This window comes from Novosphingobium sp. KN65.2, from assembly GCF_001368935.1.
In the GTDB taxonomy this organism is placed as follows: Bacteria; Pseudomonadota; Alphaproteobacteria; order Sphingomonadales; family Sphingomonadaceae; genus Novosphingobium; species Novosphingobium mathurense.
Window position 1 is genome coordinate 1 of record NZ_CCBH010000200.1, and the last position, 18,028, is coordinate 18,028.

General features: G+C 61.4%; 14 protein-coding genes. 9 read left to right on the forward strand and 5 right to left on the reverse strand.

Going from position 1 to position 18,028, the window contains the following annotated elements:
* Positions 1 to 112: 112 nt before the first annotated feature.
* Together SPHV1_RS21240 and SPHV1_RS21245 are read right to left on the reverse strand one after the other, a co-directional pair.
* The gene (locus tag SPHV1_RS21240; RefSeq protein ID WP_054947997.1) at positions 113 to 1,036 is read right to left on the reverse strand and encodes a fumarylacetoacetate hydrolase family protein; all 924 of its coding nucleotides are present in this window, start codon (positions 1,034 to 1,036) and stop codon (positions 113 to 115) included.
* A 46-nt stretch (positions 1,037 to 1,082) separates the two neighbouring features.
* Positions 1,083 to 2,210, reverse strand: coding sequence for a cupin domain-containing protein (locus tag SPHV1_RS21245; protein WP_054947998.1), 1,128 nt, complete (start codon positions 2,208 to 2,210; stop codon positions 1,083 to 1,085).
* A 119-nt stretch (positions 2,211 to 2,329) separates the two neighbouring features.
* Here SPHV1_RS21245 and SPHV1_RS21250 point away from each other — a divergent pair, with 119 nt between their 5' ends.
* The 3 genes from SPHV1_RS21250 to SPHV1_RS21260 all read left to right on the forward strand — a co-directional run bounded on the left by SPHV1_RS21250 (position 2,330) and on the right by SPHV1_RS21260 (position 4,466).
* Positions 2,330 to 3,265: a carbon-nitrogen hydrolase family protein gene (locus SPHV1_RS21250; RefSeq protein WP_054947999.1), complete on the forward strand. Its 936-nt coding sequence runs from the start codon at positions 2,330 to 2,332 to the stop codon at positions 3,263 to 3,265.
* 6 nt (positions 3,266 to 3,271) lie between these two features.
* The gene (locus SPHV1_RS21255; RefSeq protein ID WP_054948000.1) at positions 3,272 to 3,907 is read left to right on the forward strand and encodes a flavin reductase family protein; all 636 of its coding nucleotides are present in this window, start codon (positions 3,272 to 3,274) and stop codon (positions 3,905 to 3,907) included.
* Positions 3,908 to 4,016: 109 nt separating this feature from the next.
* Complete coding sequence (locus tag SPHV1_RS21260; protein WP_054948023.1) at positions 4,017 to 4,466, forward strand: YaiI/YqxD family protein; 450 nt, start codon at positions 4,017 to 4,019, stop codon at positions 4,464 to 4,466.
* A 212-nt stretch (positions 4,467 to 4,678) separates the two neighbouring features.
* Here SPHV1_RS21260 and SPHV1_RS21265 read toward each other — a convergent pair whose 3' ends face one another.
* The gene (locus SPHV1_RS21265) at positions 4,679 to 5,884 is read right to left on the reverse strand and encodes a DUF1624 domain-containing protein (RefSeq protein WP_054948001.1); all 1,206 of its coding nucleotides are present in this window, start codon (positions 5,882 to 5,884) and stop codon (positions 4,679 to 4,681) included.
* Positions 5,885 to 6,500: 616 nt separating this feature from the next.
* Here SPHV1_RS21265 and SPHV1_RS21270 point away from each other — a divergent pair.
* The 4 genes from SPHV1_RS21270 to SPHV1_RS21285 all read left to right on the forward strand — a co-directional run bounded on the left by SPHV1_RS21270 (position 6,501) and on the right by SPHV1_RS21285 (position 13,102).
* The gene (locus SPHV1_RS21270) at positions 6,501 to 6,719 is read left to right on the forward strand and encodes a PEP/pyruvate-binding domain-containing protein (RefSeq protein ID WP_054948002.1); all 219 of its coding nucleotides are present in this window, start codon (positions 6,501 to 6,503) and stop codon (positions 6,717 to 6,719) included.
* A gap of 347 nt (positions 6,720 to 7,066) precedes the next feature.
* Positions 7,067 to 9,424: an arylsulfatase gene (locus SPHV1_RS21275; RefSeq protein ID WP_054948024.1), complete on the forward strand. Its 2,358-nt coding sequence runs from the start codon at positions 7,067 to 7,069 to the stop codon at positions 9,422 to 9,424.
* A gap of 34 nt (positions 9,425 to 9,458) precedes the next feature.
* On the forward strand, positions 9,459 to 10,736 hold the full coding sequence (locus SPHV1_RS21280) for a TetR/AcrR family transcriptional regulator (protein WP_054948003.1): 1,278 nt from the start codon (positions 9,459 to 9,461) through the stop codon (positions 10,734 to 10,736).
* 50 nt (positions 10,737 to 10,786) lie between these two features.
* Positions 10,787 to 13,102 (forward strand): arylsulfatase, encoded by a 2,316-nt coding sequence (locus SPHV1_RS21285; RefSeq protein ID WP_082431101.1) that lies wholly within the window; start codon positions 10,787 to 10,789, stop codon positions 13,100 to 13,102.
* Here the strand turns inward: SPHV1_RS21285 and SPHV1_RS21290 are convergent.
* Positions 13,074 to 14,186: an AraC family transcriptional regulator gene (locus SPHV1_RS21290; RefSeq protein WP_197277767.1), complete on the reverse strand. Its 1,113-nt coding sequence runs from the start codon at positions 14,184 to 14,186 to the stop codon at positions 13,074 to 13,076. The genes SPHV1_RS21285 and SPHV1_RS21290 overlap by 29 nt on opposite strands.
* 190 nt (positions 14,187 to 14,376) lie before the next feature.
* On the opposite strand from SPHV1_RS21290, the gene SPHV1_RS21295 reads away from it, so the two are divergent.
* On the forward strand, positions 14,377 to 15,168 hold the full coding sequence (locus SPHV1_RS21295; protein WP_054948005.1) for an SDR family NAD(P)-dependent oxidoreductase: 792 nt from the start codon (positions 14,377 to 14,379) through the stop codon (positions 15,166 to 15,168).
* A gap of 11 nt (positions 15,169 to 15,179) precedes the next feature.
* Positions 15,180 to 15,995 carry an SDR family NAD(P)-dependent oxidoreductase gene (locus tag SPHV1_RS21300; protein WP_054948026.1) on the forward strand — a complete coding sequence of 272 codons (816 nt, stop codon included), beginning with the start codon at positions 15,180 to 15,182 and terminating at the stop codon, positions 15,993 to 15,995.
* Positions 15,996 to 16,061: 66 nt separating this feature from the next.
* Here the strand turns inward: SPHV1_RS21300 and SPHV1_RS21305 are convergent, their stop codons facing one another.
* Positions 16,062 to 18,002, reverse strand: a complete 1,941-nt coding sequence (locus SPHV1_RS21305; RefSeq protein WP_231634801.1) for a PQQ-binding-like beta-propeller repeat protein — start codon at positions 18,000 to 18,002, stop codon at positions 16,062 to 16,064.
* Between the last annotated feature and the right edge of the window lie 26 nt (positions 18,003 to 18,028).

Genomic DNA, 18,028 nt, shown 5'->3' on the forward strand with positions numbered 1-18,028 from the left:
GGGGGGGGCCCTTTTGTTGTTCGCCTAGCCGTTTGCAGACAAAAAAAGGGGCCTCGCAAGGCCCCTTGAAGTTGGTGAGAGTGGTCATTCTTCCATATGGAAGCTCGTAAAATCAGGCTTTTATGATGGAGTGCGTCAGCGATCCGATCTTCTCGACAGTTGCCTCGATGACGTCTCCCGGCCAGACCCATTCCTGCGGGTCCATGCCAGCACCGACGCCTGCCGGGGTGCCGGTCGCGATGATATCGCCGGGCTCAAGGGTAATGCCCTTCGAGATGTCGGCAACGAGTTCATCGACCTTGAACAGCATGAATGCGGTGTTGCTCGACTGCTTGGTTACGCCGTTGACCGTCAGCGAGAGGTCAAGCGTCTGCGGATCGGGAATTTCGTCAGCGGTAACGACCACGGGACCCATCGGGGCGTATGTGTCCTGCCCCTTCGAGTAGATCCACTGGCCGGCACGCCGACAGTCGCGTGCACTCATATCGATGCAGACGGTATAGCCGAAGACATAGGCCAACGCATTCTCGCGGCTCACACCCTTGGCCTTCGTTCCGATAATCGCGGCAAGCTCGACTTCCCAGTCAAGTTGCTGCGTGATCTCGCCGTTGTGGCGGATCGGCTCACCCGGTGCGATCACGCTCGTCGGCGGCTTCGAGAAGATCACCGGCTGACGCGGCAATTCCGGGGACGTATCGAGCGACTTGGCACTTTCGGCAACATGCTCGGTGTAGTTGAGACCAATACCGAAGATGTTCTTGCGGGGACGCGGGATAGGCGCCAGCAAAGTGACATTCGCGAAAGGAATGGCCGTACCAAGCGGGAACAGACCGTCGGCCTGCTCAATCAGCGTGGTCGCGATAGCGACTGCCTGGGGACCAAGATCGATGAACTCCAACATGGTGGAAGGGAATGGAACGCCCATTTCCTCGCCGAAGGTTTCCAGGTCGAGAACGAAATCGCCGCCAATGCCGGAGACGAGTGCGCCGAGCCGGGCTTCAGATTCGACATGGGCGCGATAGGTAACGAGACGCATGGGATTTCCCTTGTTGAGATAATTTCCGGATTTCGGGTGGTGATACTCAGGAAAGCACCGGTTGATGGCCGTCGTTTTCCGCCAGCGCTTCCTCGCGATAAAGGCCCAGCGCGCGCATCACCGGAAGGTCGTTGAATGTGAACAGGCAAGCATCTTCACTGTCCGATGCATTGGCATGCTCATGGTACATCCAGGCGGGAACCACGAAAATGTCCCGTTCCTGCCAGTCAAACCTCTGACCGTTGATGATCGACCAGCCCCTGCCCTTGGCACACTGGTAAACGAAGCTGCCGGTCTGGCGGTGAGCCTTGGTCCGCTCGCCCGGGCGCAACAATTGCATCGACGCACCGATGGTCTGCATGACCGGTCCGCCCGTATGCGGATTGACGTATTCCATCATCACACCGTCGTATGGCGAGCCATCGGTCACCCGGGCGAACTTGGTCAAGGCCTCGTAAGTGGGGGCCCATTCGTATTTGAGCAGCGGCGAATAGGGTTTCGACCAGGCCATGCCCGCCGGACGGAGCCCGGTACCGGCCCAGGTCGCGGTAGAATCGTCGATCGGGAAAGAAACCGCTTGCTGAAGATCGGGATGGACCTCGTAGAAGTTCGCTTCCAGCGCGTTCATGAGAGGAATGTCCAGACCGTCCTGCCAGATGCACGGCGTGCCATCCTCGGAAACGCCATGCTCGTGCCACGTCCCGTTGGGCGTCAGCACGAAGTCATTCGCGCCCAGAGTCATCCTGTGACCGTCAACATTGGTGAAGGCGCCCTGCCCTTCCATGATGAAGCGCAGCGCCGACGCGGAATGGCGGTGGCTGGAAGCCAGTTCTCCGGGCCCCATGACCTGCAGTCCCGAGTAGAGCCAACCAACCGCTGCCACCACATCGGCGCGGCCGGGGTTTTCCAGGTACACTACGCGGCGACCGGCCTGCTCGGGCGTCACCAGGTCAAGGGCTTTCATGACATCGTCGCGCAGGTCCTTGTAGCGCCAGATATGAGGCACCGATGTCGACACCGGTTCCCATGGCTCGATCTTGTTGGCAACGGTCCATAAAGCGCCCGTGCCGAGCTGCTGGAGGCGCTGATAATAGGCGACCAGTTCGGGTGTGTCCGCAACGTTTGCGCGGCCGATCATCTCTTCGCGGTACTGGTCGTAGCTCTGGCTTACCATGGATGCCTCCTCGCCGAATTACTACAAACCTAAAATAAATTGAATAAACTGTCAAATGCAACTATTATGCTGTAGACCAACCGCAGATTCCCTGCGTTTTCTCGGATAAGGAGCGCTTCATGCCAGAGGCTTTCAAGGCCGCCGTCGTCCAAGCTTCATCGATTCCCACCGACTCTCTGGCTGCAGCTGAAAAGGCCGCAGACCTGATACGAAAGGCTGCGGCAGGCGGCGCAAGGCTGATGGTCTTCCCCGAGGCATTTCTGGGCGGCTATCCGAAGGGCGCCTCGTTCGGCACCCCGGTTGGCATGCGCAAGCCTCAGGGCCGTGACGACTATCGCGCCTATCACGAAGCGGCCATTGACCTCGATGGCCCGGAAGTGGCTGCAATTTCAGAGGCGACTGCGCAGACCGACGCGTTCGTGGTCATCGGCGTGATCGAACGTGATGGCGGCACCGTCTATTGTACGGCGCTGTTCTTCGATGGGGACAAGGGGCTTGTCGGGAAACATCGCAAGCTCATGCCGACCGGGGCGGAACGGCTGATCTGGGGCTTCGGAGACGGTTCGACCCTTCCGGTCTTCGATACGCCTTTCGGCAAGGTCGGTGCGGTCATCTGCTGGGAAAACTACATGCCGATGATGCGAATGGCCATGTACGATCAGGGCATCACCGTCTACTGCGCGCCAACCGCGGATGATCGCGATAGCTGGGCCTCCTCGATGCAGCACGTGGCGCTCGAAGGCAGGTGCTTCGTGCTGTCCGCATGCCAGCATGTGACGCGCGGTGCGTATCCGGCAGATTATGACTGCGCCTTGGGGAACGATCCGGAAACGGTCCTTCTGCGCGGGGGATCGATGATCGTGGACCCGCTCGGTCAGGTGCTTGCCGGACCCGACTTTACAGGTGAAACGATCCTTTACGCCGATATCGAGCCCGTGGAGGTCGTGCGGGGCAAATATGACTTCGACGTCGTCGGGCATTACGCCCGCCCGGACGTGTTCGAACTCAAGGTCAATGTCGCGCCGCGTCGCGCGGTCACCCGCTCCGGAGAGTAAGCAGGAATGGAATTCGATTTTTCAAATGTCCCGGGGCCCGATCGCTACAAGTTGATGAGCTCCAGCATTACGCCGCGCCCCATTGCATGGGTTACGACGGTGTCAGGCACGGGTGTGCGAAATGCTGCACCCTACAGTTTCTTCAACATGATGAGCGCCGAACCGCCGCTCATCGTTCTGGGCATGATGCGTCGTCCGGATGGCAGCCACAAGGACAGCGCCGCCAACATTCTGGAAACGGAAGAGTTCGTCGTCAATCTCGTATCCGCAGCCGATAGCGCGGCGATGAATTTTACGTGCATCGACGCTCCTCCCGAGTTTGACGAACTGGAAGCGGCTGGTCTTGAGACTCTGGCTTCGACCCAAATCGCCCCCCCGCGCATCGCAACCGCGCCTGTAGCGATGGAATGCCGACTCTATCAGAGCATCGAAGCGGGCCAAACCACCATTGCACTTGGCGAAGTGCTGCGGTTCCACATCGCCGATACCTTCATCGACGCGGAGAAACTGCATGTCGATACTCTCGAAATGGGCCTCATTGCGCGCGTACACGGCGCCGGATGGTATGCGCGTACAACAGATCTGTTCCAGATGACGCGCCCGACCTATGCGAAATGGGCCGCCGACAAGATCTCCGGCTAAGATCGATCACCAGGGGCCTGACGTCTATGCGGCAGGCCCTTCCTCATGTCCGGGATCCTGCCAAGCTCCGGTTCGTCATTTGCGCGCAGAGCCGCTATGGGAGGGCATGATGCAGATTCTGATCGACGCCGACGCTTGCCCCGTGAAAGACGAGACCTACAAGGTTGCCGCCCGCTACAAGATCCCGGTCGTCGTAGTCAGCAACAGCCCGATCCGCATTCCGCGCGATCCGCTCATATCGCGCAAGATCGTAAGCGACGCTTTCGATGCTGCGGACGACTGGATCGTCGAGAACGCCACGCCCACCACAGTGGTGATTACGGCAGACATCCTGCTGGCCGACCGATGCCTGAAGCTCGGAGCCACTGTCCTCGCCCCATCCGGCAAGCCCTTCACCAGTTCGTCGATTGGCAGCGCCATCGCAATGCGAGCGATCATGGCCGACCTGCGCGCCGGGGGCGAGAACCTCGGTGGACCGCCTCCGTTCAGCAACGCCGATCGGTCACGATACCTTTCGAGCCTCGATGAAACGCTGGTAAGGCTGATCCGGATGGCCTGACACCGGATAAAGTTCGAAAGAAGACAGAATAGCCGCACCGCCGGCCAAATCTCACTCCCGGCAGACTGAACGATGACAGCTGATTCAAGCAATCGGGGGCAAATGGATCCACTTGCCCCCGATCGGTTGGGAAGCCTTGAGCGGCGCCCCGGTTGTCTGCAACGTCTGTCGACAGCCTGGAACTCACAGGGAGCCCCAGGCCGCTGCCGGACCTAGAAATATTTCAGCCAGGCGATGTCCTTGCGACGCCGCTTCAGGCGCGAATACCAGGCAGTCGGAATGTAGAGCGGTACGATCATCGCGACGTACCAGACCAGCACCCAGTTATAATTGTCGAACATGTAGAACTGCCCCTGGTTCGGCCCCCAGATCGCCAGCGCGCTGTGGTACAGGATGCGCAAGACCGTGAGGTGAAGCAGGTAGAAGAACATGGGGGCGCCACCAAAGACCGCAAGGGCAGCTACCAGCCGTGAATTGTTGATCTGCTCGAACAGGACGAGCAGGAGCGCGCCGCCTCCAAGCGTCGGCAAAAGGAAGAGCAACGACGGTGGGTACTTGGTCAGTGAAATGAAGCTGATGAGGCTGCGGACAGGATCACCTTCGACGACAAACCAGGGCTTGTCGCCATAGACGTTGATAAGACGCAGCACGATGAAGGCTGCAATCAGGCCGAAGCCCAACAGGAGCAGACGCCGCTGCCGGACTTCAGGCGCCGTATCGGAGCGGAACCACGGACCGATTCCGAAGCCGAGCGAGATCACACCCAGCCATGGCAGAATGGGATAGGTTGTCTTGGCAACAAAACCCAAGGGAAGTGCGATCACGTCCCGCTGGTGCAGGATAGCCCAGAGGGGGAACAAGGCATCGCCCTGCGTCATCTGGATCGGATCGAGCAAATTGTGCAAGCAGAGCACAATCAATCCGAAAGCAATCAGCGCGGGGCGCGGCAGTCGCATCAAGACGGACAGTGCAATCATGCACAGACCGATGCACCAGATAACCTGCAGCCAGAAAGTCGGCTGTGGCACGATCCCCCAATACAGCGGCGAAAGGTAGAGAAGCTCGATCGCAATCAGCAGAAAGCCGCGCTTCAGCAGATAACTTGTGGTCTCTTCCACCGTATGGTGAACGCTGAACAGATATACGCCAAGCCCTGTCAGAGCGACGAAGATCGGTGCGCAGAAGCTCGCCGCAAATCGGGCAAATCCGATGGCAGGCAAGATGGTGGTCGCATTGATCGGATCCGTGACCGCATAATTCACGAACCAGGTCTCGCGAAGGTGATCCAGCAGCATCAGAACCATTACGAATCCGCGCAATGCGTCAATATTGGCTAGCCTTGCGCTAACCACCGGCTTGGCCCGACTTTGCGAGACATTACCGACCGCTCCGGATGGGATTGAAATGCTACCCGCCATATGCTGACCTCAATCTTCAACTTTCAATTGCCACCATCCATCGTGATTGCAGTCGCAAGGTGTAGGATAGCGTGTTTTCGATCCACACGGTCCTTCATGCCGAAGATCATCCCCCCATAGAAGGATATTCCGCGTCGGGACCTGTGCGGTCCAACCCACGGCATCGCGCCTCCGTCCCGGACGATGCATGCGCTTCAGGCGGTCGACCGCGGCTCGGTCCTTTCTACGGACGACACGCTTATGACTGAACAGGCCGCCCAAGGTGTCCGACGCAGGCGGATCGATAGGGCGAATCTCCGAATGCTCTGGCGCAAGCCAACCCGATGAGCCCCGGCAATCCACCCAGTCTTATACATGTCTCCATTAAGGCAGGCCATTCAGAACAGACCTGTCCATAACGGACTGGGCCCCATCCACACCGGCGGTCAATTCGCTTGTGCCATAGTCACTCACCCAGGGCGGCGTTCCCGCGAACGGCAATGCAGCTCGCGACGCAATTGACAGCGGCAACGTCAACTTCAGCTTCAAATGCAATGGGGCAAAATGGTGCACTATGATCTGGCGGCGCCCGCAATTGTAAGGGAGCCTGCACCCTGACGGCTGTGGGGTTAGGGCTGTGACCGAAGCGGAACCGAAGCCCGATATTCTCTGGTACGAAGAGATCGCGATCGCAGACGTGGCGAACGTTGGCGGCAAGAATGCCTCGCTCGGCGAAATCGTGCAGCGCCTTGGCAATGCGGGACTTCACGTTCCAGCAGGCATTGCGACAACCGCGCGGGCCTTGTTTCATTGGCCCCAAACGCCTGCGGAAGTTCCTTATCGAGGTGACCGTTGACGAAAGCGCAATTGGCCTCATGCCCGGCAGCGAGGGCGGCCGACCTCGGGTCCAGCTTGGGTTCCAGATAGGTAAAAATCGTGTCCCCCTGCTCCGGCATTAGCCAGATCGAGGAATTCGCGGTCATAGGCGTGCGTGCTGAACACCGCGACCTTCAAGGCCATTCTCCTGTCTCCGTCCATGCCCGCTTAACAAAGCGGTTCGCACCGTGACACCCCATTAACCGCCCCGATAAGACGAACTCCTTTCACAGCATTGCGATCCTTCCTCCTTCCCATAATTGCACCCATTGATTTGTACGAAACTAAATCGTACAGATTAACCCAATGTGGGATGAGGAAGAACACATGCGCGAAAAGCGAATGGGACACTGCACACGTGGGTGCCTCGCACTTTTGCTGGCCGGATCAGCGCCTGTCGCGGCGCAGACGGTTTTGCCAAGCCCGGCAGAACCCTTCGCAGGCAAGATCGGCGAGACGTATGCCGACTCGGTTCCTGCGTTTCCCAAACGGCCAGTCGCCCCGGAAGGTGCGCCCAACGTCCTGCTGATCATGACCGACGATGTCGGCTTTGGCGCAGCGTCGACGTTCGGAGGGCCGATCCCCACACCCAATCTGGACCGGCTGGCTGCACGCGGCCTCATCTACAACCGCTTCCACACGACGGCGATGTGTTCGCCGACGCGCGCGGCCCTGCTGACCGGGCGCAACCATCATGCGGTCGGCAACGGCATCGTCGCCAATCTCTCCACGGGATTTCCCGGCTACGACAACGTCATGCCGAAGAGTGCAGCCACTATCGCCGAAGTCCTGCGCCAGAACGGCTACAATACCGCCATGTTCGGCAAGCATCACAATGCGCCCGAAGCTGACGTTTCTCCGGCAGGTCCATTCGATCTCTGGCCCACCGGTCTGGGCTTTGAATACTTCTACGGCTTCATGGCGGCCGAGACGAACCAGTTCACACCTGCGCTCTATCGCGGCACAAGCCCCATCCCCACGCTGAGCGAGGGCGTGCTGGACAAGTCGCTTGCAGACGAGGCGATCCACTGGATCCATAACCAGAAGTCAGCTGCGCCGGACAAGCCCTTCTTCGTTTATTACGCTACCGGCTCCACCCACGCCCCGGTTCAGGCCCCGGCAGACTGGATCGCAAAGTTCAGTGGAAAGTTCGACAAAGGGTGGGATGCAGTGCGCGCCGATACCTACGCGCGCCAGGTCAGGATGGGAATAATTCCGCGAGGCACCGTCAATACGGCAAGGCCGGAAGGCATCGCGGCCTGGAAAGATCTCAGCCCGGACGAGCGCAAGATCAATGCGCGGATGATGGAGGCCTATGCCGGAATGCTCGCCTATCAGGACGATCAGATCGGCCGGGTGCTCGACGAACTCGACCGTATGGGCGAGAGCCACAATACGCTGGTCATGTTTATCGAAGGGGACAACGGTGCCGCTGCTGAAGCCGGTCCGAACGGCAGCACGAACCCGATGGCTGCATTCGTCAACGGCATGGCCGAAGACGTGCAGTCGCTGTTGGCCAATCTCGACAAGGTAGGCGGTCCACAGACCATTTCGAACTACGGGTATGGCTGGGCTTGGGCAACCAACGCGCCCTTTCGTCTCTTCAAGCAATACGCTTCGCACTTGGGCGGCACGCGCAACGGCCTTGTCGTCTCGTGGCCCGACCGAATCCAGGCTCACGGAATCCGGTCGCAGTTCACACACGTCACCGACATCGTTCCGACGATCCTCGAAGCGACCGGTGTGTCCACCCCTCAGAGGGTCAATGGCGTCGACCAGCAGCGCATGGATGGGATCAGCTTTACCTACAGCTTCGATGCTCCCAAGGCGCCGGAACGGCACGAACGCCAATATTTCGAGATGATGGGCAACCGTGCCATCTACGACCACGGCTGGTTGGCGAGCACTTCGCCCGTCAACAAGCCCTGGAGGCGCGGCGACGGATCGACGCTGCCGACCGACTATGCCTGGGAGCTTTACGACTTACAGCATGACTTCTCCCAGGCACACGATCTTGCGGCCCGTGAACCCGGGAAACTGAAGGAAATGCAGGCCCTGTTCCGCAACGAGGCCGAAAAGAACCACGTCTATCCCCTGGACAATCGGCTGAACCTCGCGCGGTTCAGCGCAGCACAGGCCCAGCAACCGCAACACAGCAATTATACGTACTGGAGTGCGGGAACCGGCAACCCTTCCGTCAACACTGCCGGACTGCTGGCACGCAGCTTCCGCATTACCGCACAGGTCGTATTGCCTGAAGCTGCCAATGGCGCCGTGCTGTCGCTCGGCAGCCGTTTCGGCGGCTGGAGCTTCTACTTCAAGGATGGCCGTCCGGTCGCCCTGATGGCAGCTTCGCAAATGGCAGGAGACCAATCGCGGGTGGCCGCGACCCACCCCCTGCAGGCAGGCACAACCAACCTCGTGTTCGACTTCGCCTATGACGGAGGCGCCAATGGCGGCGGCGAGATGATTATACGCGCCGACGAGCGCGAGATAGCCCGGGGCCGGATTGCGCGGACGATCTCCAAGCTTCCGGAAATGACCGACACACTCGACATCGGCTTCGATGCCGACACTCCCGTTACCGACGACTATGCGCCGGGCGGCAAGTTCACGGGACACATCATCCGGGTCGACGTCGAACCGGGCAAGCGCGGCGTGCCCGGCCCACTGGCAGCGCATTGACGCACGGGACAGTTTCATTGCTAGGAACCGGCTCATGAATGAAAATCATGATCGCAAGTCCGACAGGCTGACGGCGAGCCGCGCAAGGATCCTGAAGGCGGCAGGCGAAGTGTTCCTCGAAATCGGCTTCGAACGCACGAGCGTCGATCAGATCGCCGCCGTTGCCCGCATGAGCAAACAAAGCATCTACGAACTGTTCCCGAACAAGCAGGCGCTGTTCGAGGCCGCCGTTCGCGACGCGCTCGACATGGGCCGCTCCAGGCTTGCATTCGTCGAGCCTTCGACGAACGTCGAGCAGACTTTGTCCGAGTTCGGCGAAGGTCTTTTCAGGGGCTTTGCCGACGCCGTCAACTTCGGCCTGTTCCGGGCCAGCATCGTCGCCGCCACCCATTTTCCCGAACTGGCCGACGAACTCCACGAAGACCGCATCGCCAGGTCGCGAAAGTTGGCCGACTACCTCGAAACGCTGATGGACAACGGCACCCTGCAGCAGGCCGACCCGCTACTGACTGCAAGCCGTTTCGGCGGTCTCGCGGTCCAAGGCAGCCGATACTTCCTGGGAACGCCGCTACCCGCAGAAATAGCGCGCCAGGCAATCGTCCGGTCCGCGATCGAGCTGTTTCTGCACGGCTATGCAGGCATGGCCGAAATCGACGACATGGACCTTGCGAACCTGACGGATGCGCCTCTGCCCCCAGCGATCGAGAGCAAAGTTGCCGTCCGGCTTTCTCCCGAAAAAGTCCAACGCCTGATGGACGCCGTGCTGGCCGAGTTTCTCGAGCATGGCTTTCCGGCTGCCAAGATCAACCGGGCTGCCTCTGCCGCGCAGTCCAGCACGGCTACCGTATACCGGCATTTCAGTAGCAAGGAGAACCTCCTGCGCCATGTCGTCGAACGCGAGATCCACACGACCAGCCAGGTCACATTGCAGGCGGACTTGGCTGGCGATGCGCAGACCGCGCTCGCGGCGCTCGCCAGGCAGGTCCTCGACTGGCATCTCATGCCTCAGAACATTGCGCTTCATCGCCTCCTGATCCAGGAGAGCGATCTCGTCCCGGACCTTGCCGCCCGCTTTTACGACGTGCGGGTTGCCGTTGCTGGCAGGGCGCTGACGTCGCTGCTGGAAACACACGGCCTGCCAAAGCCGAATTCGGCGGCGATAAGGGCCTTTTACGTCCTGGCGACATTCGCAGCACGCTTCATGACACTCACGACCGTTCCCGAACCCGCGCAGCGCGACAGCTATTCCGGCGAATGCGCAAGACTGTTCCTCCGCGGGCTCGCAATGCCACCCCTACGAGAAGATCGCTGAATCGGGACAGGGCGCGACGGAAAAAATCAGAACGATAAGCGAGGAGAGACATGGCCAAGAAGAACCACGGCGCCACGCGCCGCATGCTGCCCCTGCTGCTGGCCGGCGCCTGCGGCTTCGCCCTGCCCATCGGCGCCATCGCGCAGGAAATGCCGCAGGCGGCGCCGCCCGAATTCGTGCGCCAGGCGCCGACAGGTGCACCCAACGTCGTCGTGATCCTGCTGGATGATGTCGGCTGGGGGTCGGCAAGCACTTTCGGCGGCCCCGTCGCCACGCCGGCGCTCGATGCACTGGCGAAGCAAGGGCTGAGCTACACGCGCTTTCATACGACTGCGATCTGTTCTCCAACACGCGCCTCGCTGCTGACGGGGCGCAATGCGCATGCCTCGGGCATAGGCGCTGTCATGAACTCGGCCGATGCGCGGCCGGGCTATTCGGGCTTTCATCGCAAGGACACGGCCACCATCGCCGAAGTCTTGCGCCAGCACGGCTATGCAACCGGCGCCTTCGGCAAATGGCACCAGACCCCGGACTGGGAAGCCTCCCGGGCCGGCCCCTTCGACCGCTGGCCGACCGGCGAAGGCTTCGACACCTTCTATGGCTTCCTCGGCGGGGAAACCGACCAGTTCACGCCCACACTCTATGAAGGAACCGCCCCGGTCGACCAGCCCCGCCGCGAGGGCTACCACCTGAGCGAAGACCTTGCAGACCACTCGATCGCGTGGATGCGCGAGCAGAGGGCACTGCGGCCCGACCATCCCTTCTTTCTTTACCTCGCCACTGGCGGCATTCACGCGCCCATCCAGGCACCGGACACCTATATTGCGAAGTACAAGGGCAGCTTCGACATGGGCTGGGACAAGCTGCGCGAGCAGACTTTCGCCCGCCAGAAAGCGATGGGCCTTTTCCCCGCCGATGCCAGCATGCCACCCCGTCCGCCGGAAATTCCGGCATGGGATTCGCTCTCGCGCGAAGAACAGGCATTCGCGGCGCGCACGATGGAGGCATACGCCGGTTTCCTCGACCACACCGACGCGCAAGTGGGCCGCGTGCTGCAGGCGCTCAAGGATGACGGCCAATTCGACAATACCCTGGTCTTCTACATGGTGGGCGACAATGGCGCGAGCCTCGAAGGCGGGCTGCTTGGCAGCCTGAACTACCTTGGTGCGCTCATCGGTCTGCCGCAGGACGAAGCGGCCAAGCTCGCCCGCATAGGCGATGCCGGAACGGCGCGGTCCTATACCCATGTCAATTCCGGCTGGGCCTGGGCCGCAGATACGCCGTTCCAGTGGGGCAAGGCGATGCCTGCATGGCTCGGCGCCATCCGCAATCCGCTCGTCATCTCGTGGCCGGAGAAAATCGGCGCCGATGAACAGGGACAGCGCCGGAACCAGTTCGGGCACGTCAACGACATCGCTCCGACGATCCTGGAAGCCGCGGGCATTGCCGCACCCAAAGTCGTCAACGGAGTGGAGCAGCGGTCGATGGACGGCACCAGCCTGATCTACAGCTTCGATGCGCCTCACGCTCCGGAGCGGCACACCCGCCAGTACTTCGAAGTCTTCGGCAGCCGCGCACTTTACGAGAATGGCTGGTTCGCCGCAGCCGATCATGGCCGCCTGCCCTGGAAGAGCTTCAACCCCATGGCGCCATCGCCCGACAAGGACGAGTGGCGCCTCTATGACCTGGATTCCGATCCAACCCAGGTACTGGACCTCGCCGACAGCAAGCCGGCCCGGTTGGCGCAGATGCAGGCCGCTTTCCTTGCCGAAGCTGCACGCAACGACGTTCTTCCGATCGAAGGGCAGCACCTGCGCTCCGGCCTTCCCGAACTCGCGGCAGGTCGCAGGAGCGTGACTTATCCCGGCACGGCGCAGGCCATACCCGAACCCGCACTTCCGAAAATGGCCAACCGGTCATGGCGCATCGAGGCAAAGATCGAAGCCGGCAAGACAGCGAAGGGCGTCATCGCTGCGCTGGGCGGGCATTCGGCAGGCTGGTCGCTCTGGCTGGATGAACAGTCGCGCCCGGTCTTCACCTATCGCCTGTTCGACCTGCAGACGCTGAACCTGCAGGCAGACACACCGCTCAAGCCGGGATCGCACTCCATCGCGATCGACTTCGCTTATGACGGCGGTGGTTACGGCAAGGGCGGGAACGTCGCGCTGACCGTGGATGGCAAACCGGTTGGCTCCGGTCGCCTGCACGCCAGCACGACCGGGGTCTATACGATCGACGAGACATTCGATGTCGGCCGGGATCGCGGATCATCGGTCGCCGCCTATCCACCGACAGATCGCATCGGCTACCCCATTTCGGGTGGTGCAGTGGACAGTGTCACGATTTCGCTCCCGGAGCGGAATTAGGCCTAATTCGCTGTTCGTCTGGCGCAGTTCTCCGCTGTCGCCAGGCGCCCGGCGAACTGCCGGTCCACTGATGGAACGCCCGGCTGAACGTGGTGGAATCGCTGAAACCCGTCCACTGGGCAATCTGGCTGATGGACAGTTCCCGATTGGCGAGCAAGACCCTCGCCACGTCTCCCCTGCACGCATTCTTGAGCTGAAGCAGGGTAACGCCCTCGTCGGCGAGCCTGCGCTTGAGCGTTGCCGGGCTGATGTGAAACTGACGCGCGATCGCTGCCCCGGTCGGCAGCTTCAGACCCCGCGACAGGGCCGAGTGAATTACGACGCCGATACGTTCGGAAAGGGGGGCCTCCCGCGACAGGATTTCCTCGAGGTCAAAGGGAAAACGCTGCAGCAATTGCTCAAGCTCCGCGGGCGTGCGGATCACCGGCAGGTCGAGATAATACGATGAAAACCGCAGTGTGTTGCCGGCGGCATCGTGAATGACCGGGTGCAGCATCAAGCGAGACGCGCATTCGCGGCTGACAAGGCGCGGATAGCGCAGGTGCGCAGACAGCAGGCCGATATTCACCCCGAGCAGCCAACTGAACAGGCGATAATGCGCCGATAGCCCGGTCAGGTCCGAGACATAGGCGCTGACGTTGCGCTTGGTGCGCTTGGTCGTCATGGTCAGTTCTGCCACGCCGTCACGTTCGCTGAGTGTTAAAGCGGCCATGCGTGGCCCCAGCATGGCTTCGAAGGCGGCAGCGCGCGCAATGACGTCTCGCAGGGTTCGGCAAGTGATGAGACAGTGACAGAACAGATCGAACTGGGACTTGGTCAGTGGCTCACGCTCTTCCTGATGCGCCGCTTGCGCATCCAGCGCCCAGACCGCCTCGGCATAGAGCGCCGAAAACTGCAACCGCGAGAGCTGGCCCTTCCATTTGGGATCAAGCATGGCCGTCGCGGTATGGGGCAGTCCTGCACGGTCAAGCAACGCGTCTGCATTGCCGCCGGCTTCGACGACATAGCCGAGCAATTCCCGCGCGACCGCAATCGACGCGCGGCGCGGAGCCGGTATGGAGAGGCGCTTCGACTTTTGAGCCATTTTCCCATAACCTTTGAGCCAATCCGCCATTCAAAGCAATCGCCGATCGGGCAAGATCCCTCCATCGCACGACCACACTGTCGGCCCCGATGGAGAGGACCATGAATACAACGGGACATACCCCGGCGCGCACGAAGCACTTCGAACCGCGTCGTCTTTCTAAACTCACCGCCATCGGGCGAACCGTCTGATGGGCCGGATACTCGATGGCCGCGTCGCAATTGTCACCGGCGGCGGCCAAGGCGTGGGAAATGGCATTGCAAGGGCCCTGGCCGAGGCTGGAGCGCACATCGTCATTGCGCAGCGCAATGCGCAGCAGGGCGAAGCCGAAGCCGCCAGCTTGCGCGACACTTATGGCGTCGAAAGCCTCTTCATCCAGACCGACGTGACCAGCCGCCAGCAAGTCGACGCCATGGTCGACGAGACCGTGGAACGGTTCGGCAGACTTGAAATCCTCGTCAACAACGCTGGCGCAAGCTTTCCGAAGAGACTGGAGAACCACACTGACGAAGACATGGAGAGCTCCTTCGCGCTCAACTATTTCTCCGTGTTCCAGGCCATGCGCGCCGCTTTCCCGACAATGAAGAAGCAGGGGTTCGGCCGGATCATCAATCTTGGCTCGCTCAATGGCGTCAACGCACACCTCTTCACTGCGGCCTACAATGCCAGCAAGGAAGCCGTCCGCGCCCTCACCCGCACTGCCGCAGCCGAATGGGGCAGACATGGCATTACCGCCAATGTCATCTGCCCTTCGGCTCTCAGCCCGCAGGCCAAGGCCTACTTCGACGCCAACCCCGAGATGACCAAGGCCTTGCTGCAAAACATTCCAGCCGGACGCTTTGGCGATGCGCAGCAGGACATAGGCCCGCTTGCGGTCTTCCTGGCGAGCGAGAGCAGCGGCTACTACACCGGCAATACCATGTTTGCCGATGGCGGCGGCCATATCAACGGTGTGCCCTGGCGACCCGAGGTCGAGGACTGATGGAGGCAAGGATGGAAAGACTTCAGAACAGGCGAGCAGTGGTCACCGGCGGTGCGCAAGGCATCGGCGAAGCCATAGCCAGGCGCCTCGCTGCGGAAGGCGCACGGGTTGCAATCCTCGATCTCGATGCGAAAAGAGCTTCAGCCGTTCTCCCCACCCCGCACATCGGCATTGCTTGCGACATTTCCGACCGCGGATCGGTTGACCGCGCCTTCGCACAGGTGGACGAGGCATTCGGCGGCGTCGATATCCTTGTCAACAATGCCGGGCTCGGCAGCGTTCCGGGCGACGGCATGGACAAGTACTATGCCGCGCAGGCTCAACGCCTTGCGCAGATTTCCGGGGGCGAAGAGCCGACCGTCTACGCAGACCAGACCATCCATTGCGAAGATGCCGCCTGGGCCCGTGTCCTCGACATCACGCTGAACGGTGCATTCCGGTGCAGTCGGGCCGCCGTACGACTGATGGCGCGCGATGGCACTGGCGGGTCTATCGTCAATATCGCCTCTACCTCAGCGTCGAATGGCAACGGGCCCATTCCCTATTGCGTGGCCAAGGCCGGCATCATCGGCATGACCCGTGCGATGGCGCGCGAGCTGGCGGAGCGGGCCATCCGGGTCAATGCCGTCAATCCCGGGGCCACGCGAACGCCGCTCTATGCGCATATCCCCGAGGAGACCCAGAAGAGCATCGCCGACGACTGCCTGATGAAGCGCCTCGCCGACCCTGCGGAAGTTGCCGGTGCGGTCGCCTTCCTCGCAAGCGATGACGCAAGCTATGCAACGGGCAGCGTTGTCAGCGTGAATGGCGGGGCCTGGTTCGATTGAAGCAGGCACCCGCTTGAGCCGGACCTAGAGCATTCCCGAGTGCCGAACCCAGCGGGCAATAGACGCTCACTTTTCCTTGGGACCATAGGCGAGAAAGACATTCCCCGGCATCTTGCCAGCGAAGCCATATCCCGACGTGATAAACAGCATTCCGTCATGTGGCATGGGGGCGGAACCGCCGCTCATCGATCCGCCGTGGCCGGTCACCCCGTTCAGGGCTTGGTAGTCGACCGTGGTATCGAGATCCCAAAGGACCGTACCGTCGGCAGTCGCATAGGCGCGCACATGTCCGTCATTCGCCCCTGCAAAGACGAGTCCGGGCGTCGCGGTGATCGCAGCGGAATAGCCCGGGTAGCATAGCGCCTTGCCGTCGCAGACGTCGGATGCAGGCGCCTTCCAGACATACTGGCCCGTCGCGATGTCCAGCGCGTAGAGGCCCGGCCTCGGCTGCAGGTCATAGTCATTGCCATCGGGAACGTCGGATACCGGCACGAAGATGACGCCGCCGGCCGCTGCCATGCCGAAATGGATTCCGCCAACGACACCGCCGCGACCGACCTGGTTCTTCCACTCCAGCTTGCCACTGTCCGGATCGACGCCATAGGCTATGCCCGATTTCTGGCCGAGCAGGATCATCTCCTTGCCATCCTTCGTCTCGGCCAGCACCGGGGGAGTGCCGAAGTCGAAGTCGGGTCCATCCTCCACGGGGCAGTTCGTCCGGTCGGACTCTTCGCAAGCTCCGTTCCACACGTCATCGCCCAGGGCCTGATAGTGCCAGGCGATGGCACCGGCATCGATGTCGAGAGCGACCAGCGCATCGCTGAGATCGGTGCCGGGACCGGTATAGTTGTCTCCCGTCGCCACGTAGATCCGGCCGCGCTTCGCATCGATCGTCGGTGCGGACCAGACGGGGACACCCGAGGGCCCGAGCAAGGCCTTTTCGGTCACGCCGGGCGCGCCCTCCTGCGGCTCGGAGACGAGATAGGTCCGCCATCTGGTGTTGCCGGTGGCCGCATCCACGGCAAGAATCGAGCCGCGGAACGTGCAGCACGGATAGCCCGCAGTCGAAGCAGCTCCTTCCTCAAGCGAGGATACCGGGATGTAGACCACGCCTTGGTAGAATGCCGGGGTACCGGTCAGGGTCGTCGAGGCATGGTCATCGGCGGAGATCTTCCAGACCTGCTTCCCGGTGAATGCCTCTATGGCATAGGCGTTGCCGGTAACGTCGCCGAAGAATGCCAGCGGATTGGCCTTCGCGTCGTCCTTGTTCCAGCTTTGCACCACGATGCCGGTGCGCACTTCGGCATCGCTTTCGAAAGACCAGCGCAGGCAGCCCGTCTTCTCATCGAAGGCTCGCACCGTATTGTCCTGTCCGCCGATAATGACTGCTCCGCCTGCAAAGGCGGGCTGCGAGCGCACACGCGTAGCGTTGGGAATGGCAATCGCCCATTTCAGTTCCAGGTCGCCCACGTTCTCAGGCGAAATCCCGGCCTTGTCATCGGGGATGAAGTGCGTGTTGCCCTTATCCACGCCCCAGTACGGATAGCTGGTTGGCGCAGAACGATCGAAGATCTCCGCCTTGCCTTCGCACTTTAGCATGGCTGCGGCCTTGGTCGAGCCGAAGGGACGACCGGCGATATATTCGGAGACGACCCGCTTCTCCCGGTCATCGAGCGAAGGAGTCATCGGCGCCATAACGCCGCTGGTCAGGACCTTGTAGATAGCTTCGGGCGTCATCTGCTGGAGAATGATCCGGGCGGGCGCGCGCGCCATGCCGGTGTCGTGACAGGCGGCACACGTACCGCTCCAGATCGCACTGCCCTTCGCTTCGGTCCCTGCCGGCAGTGAACTCACGTCGCGATAGCTGTCGGCGGCTACGGTCTGATCCTTTGCCGGCGCGGCAGCCTCCAGACCGCTGCCAGCGAACATCAGTGCGCCCCCAAGGGTCAACGCGGTAAACGCCAGCCCCGCCATACGAAGACTGTGCTGTCCTCCCCCGAACTTCATCCGTGCTCTCCCAAAGCCATGAACTT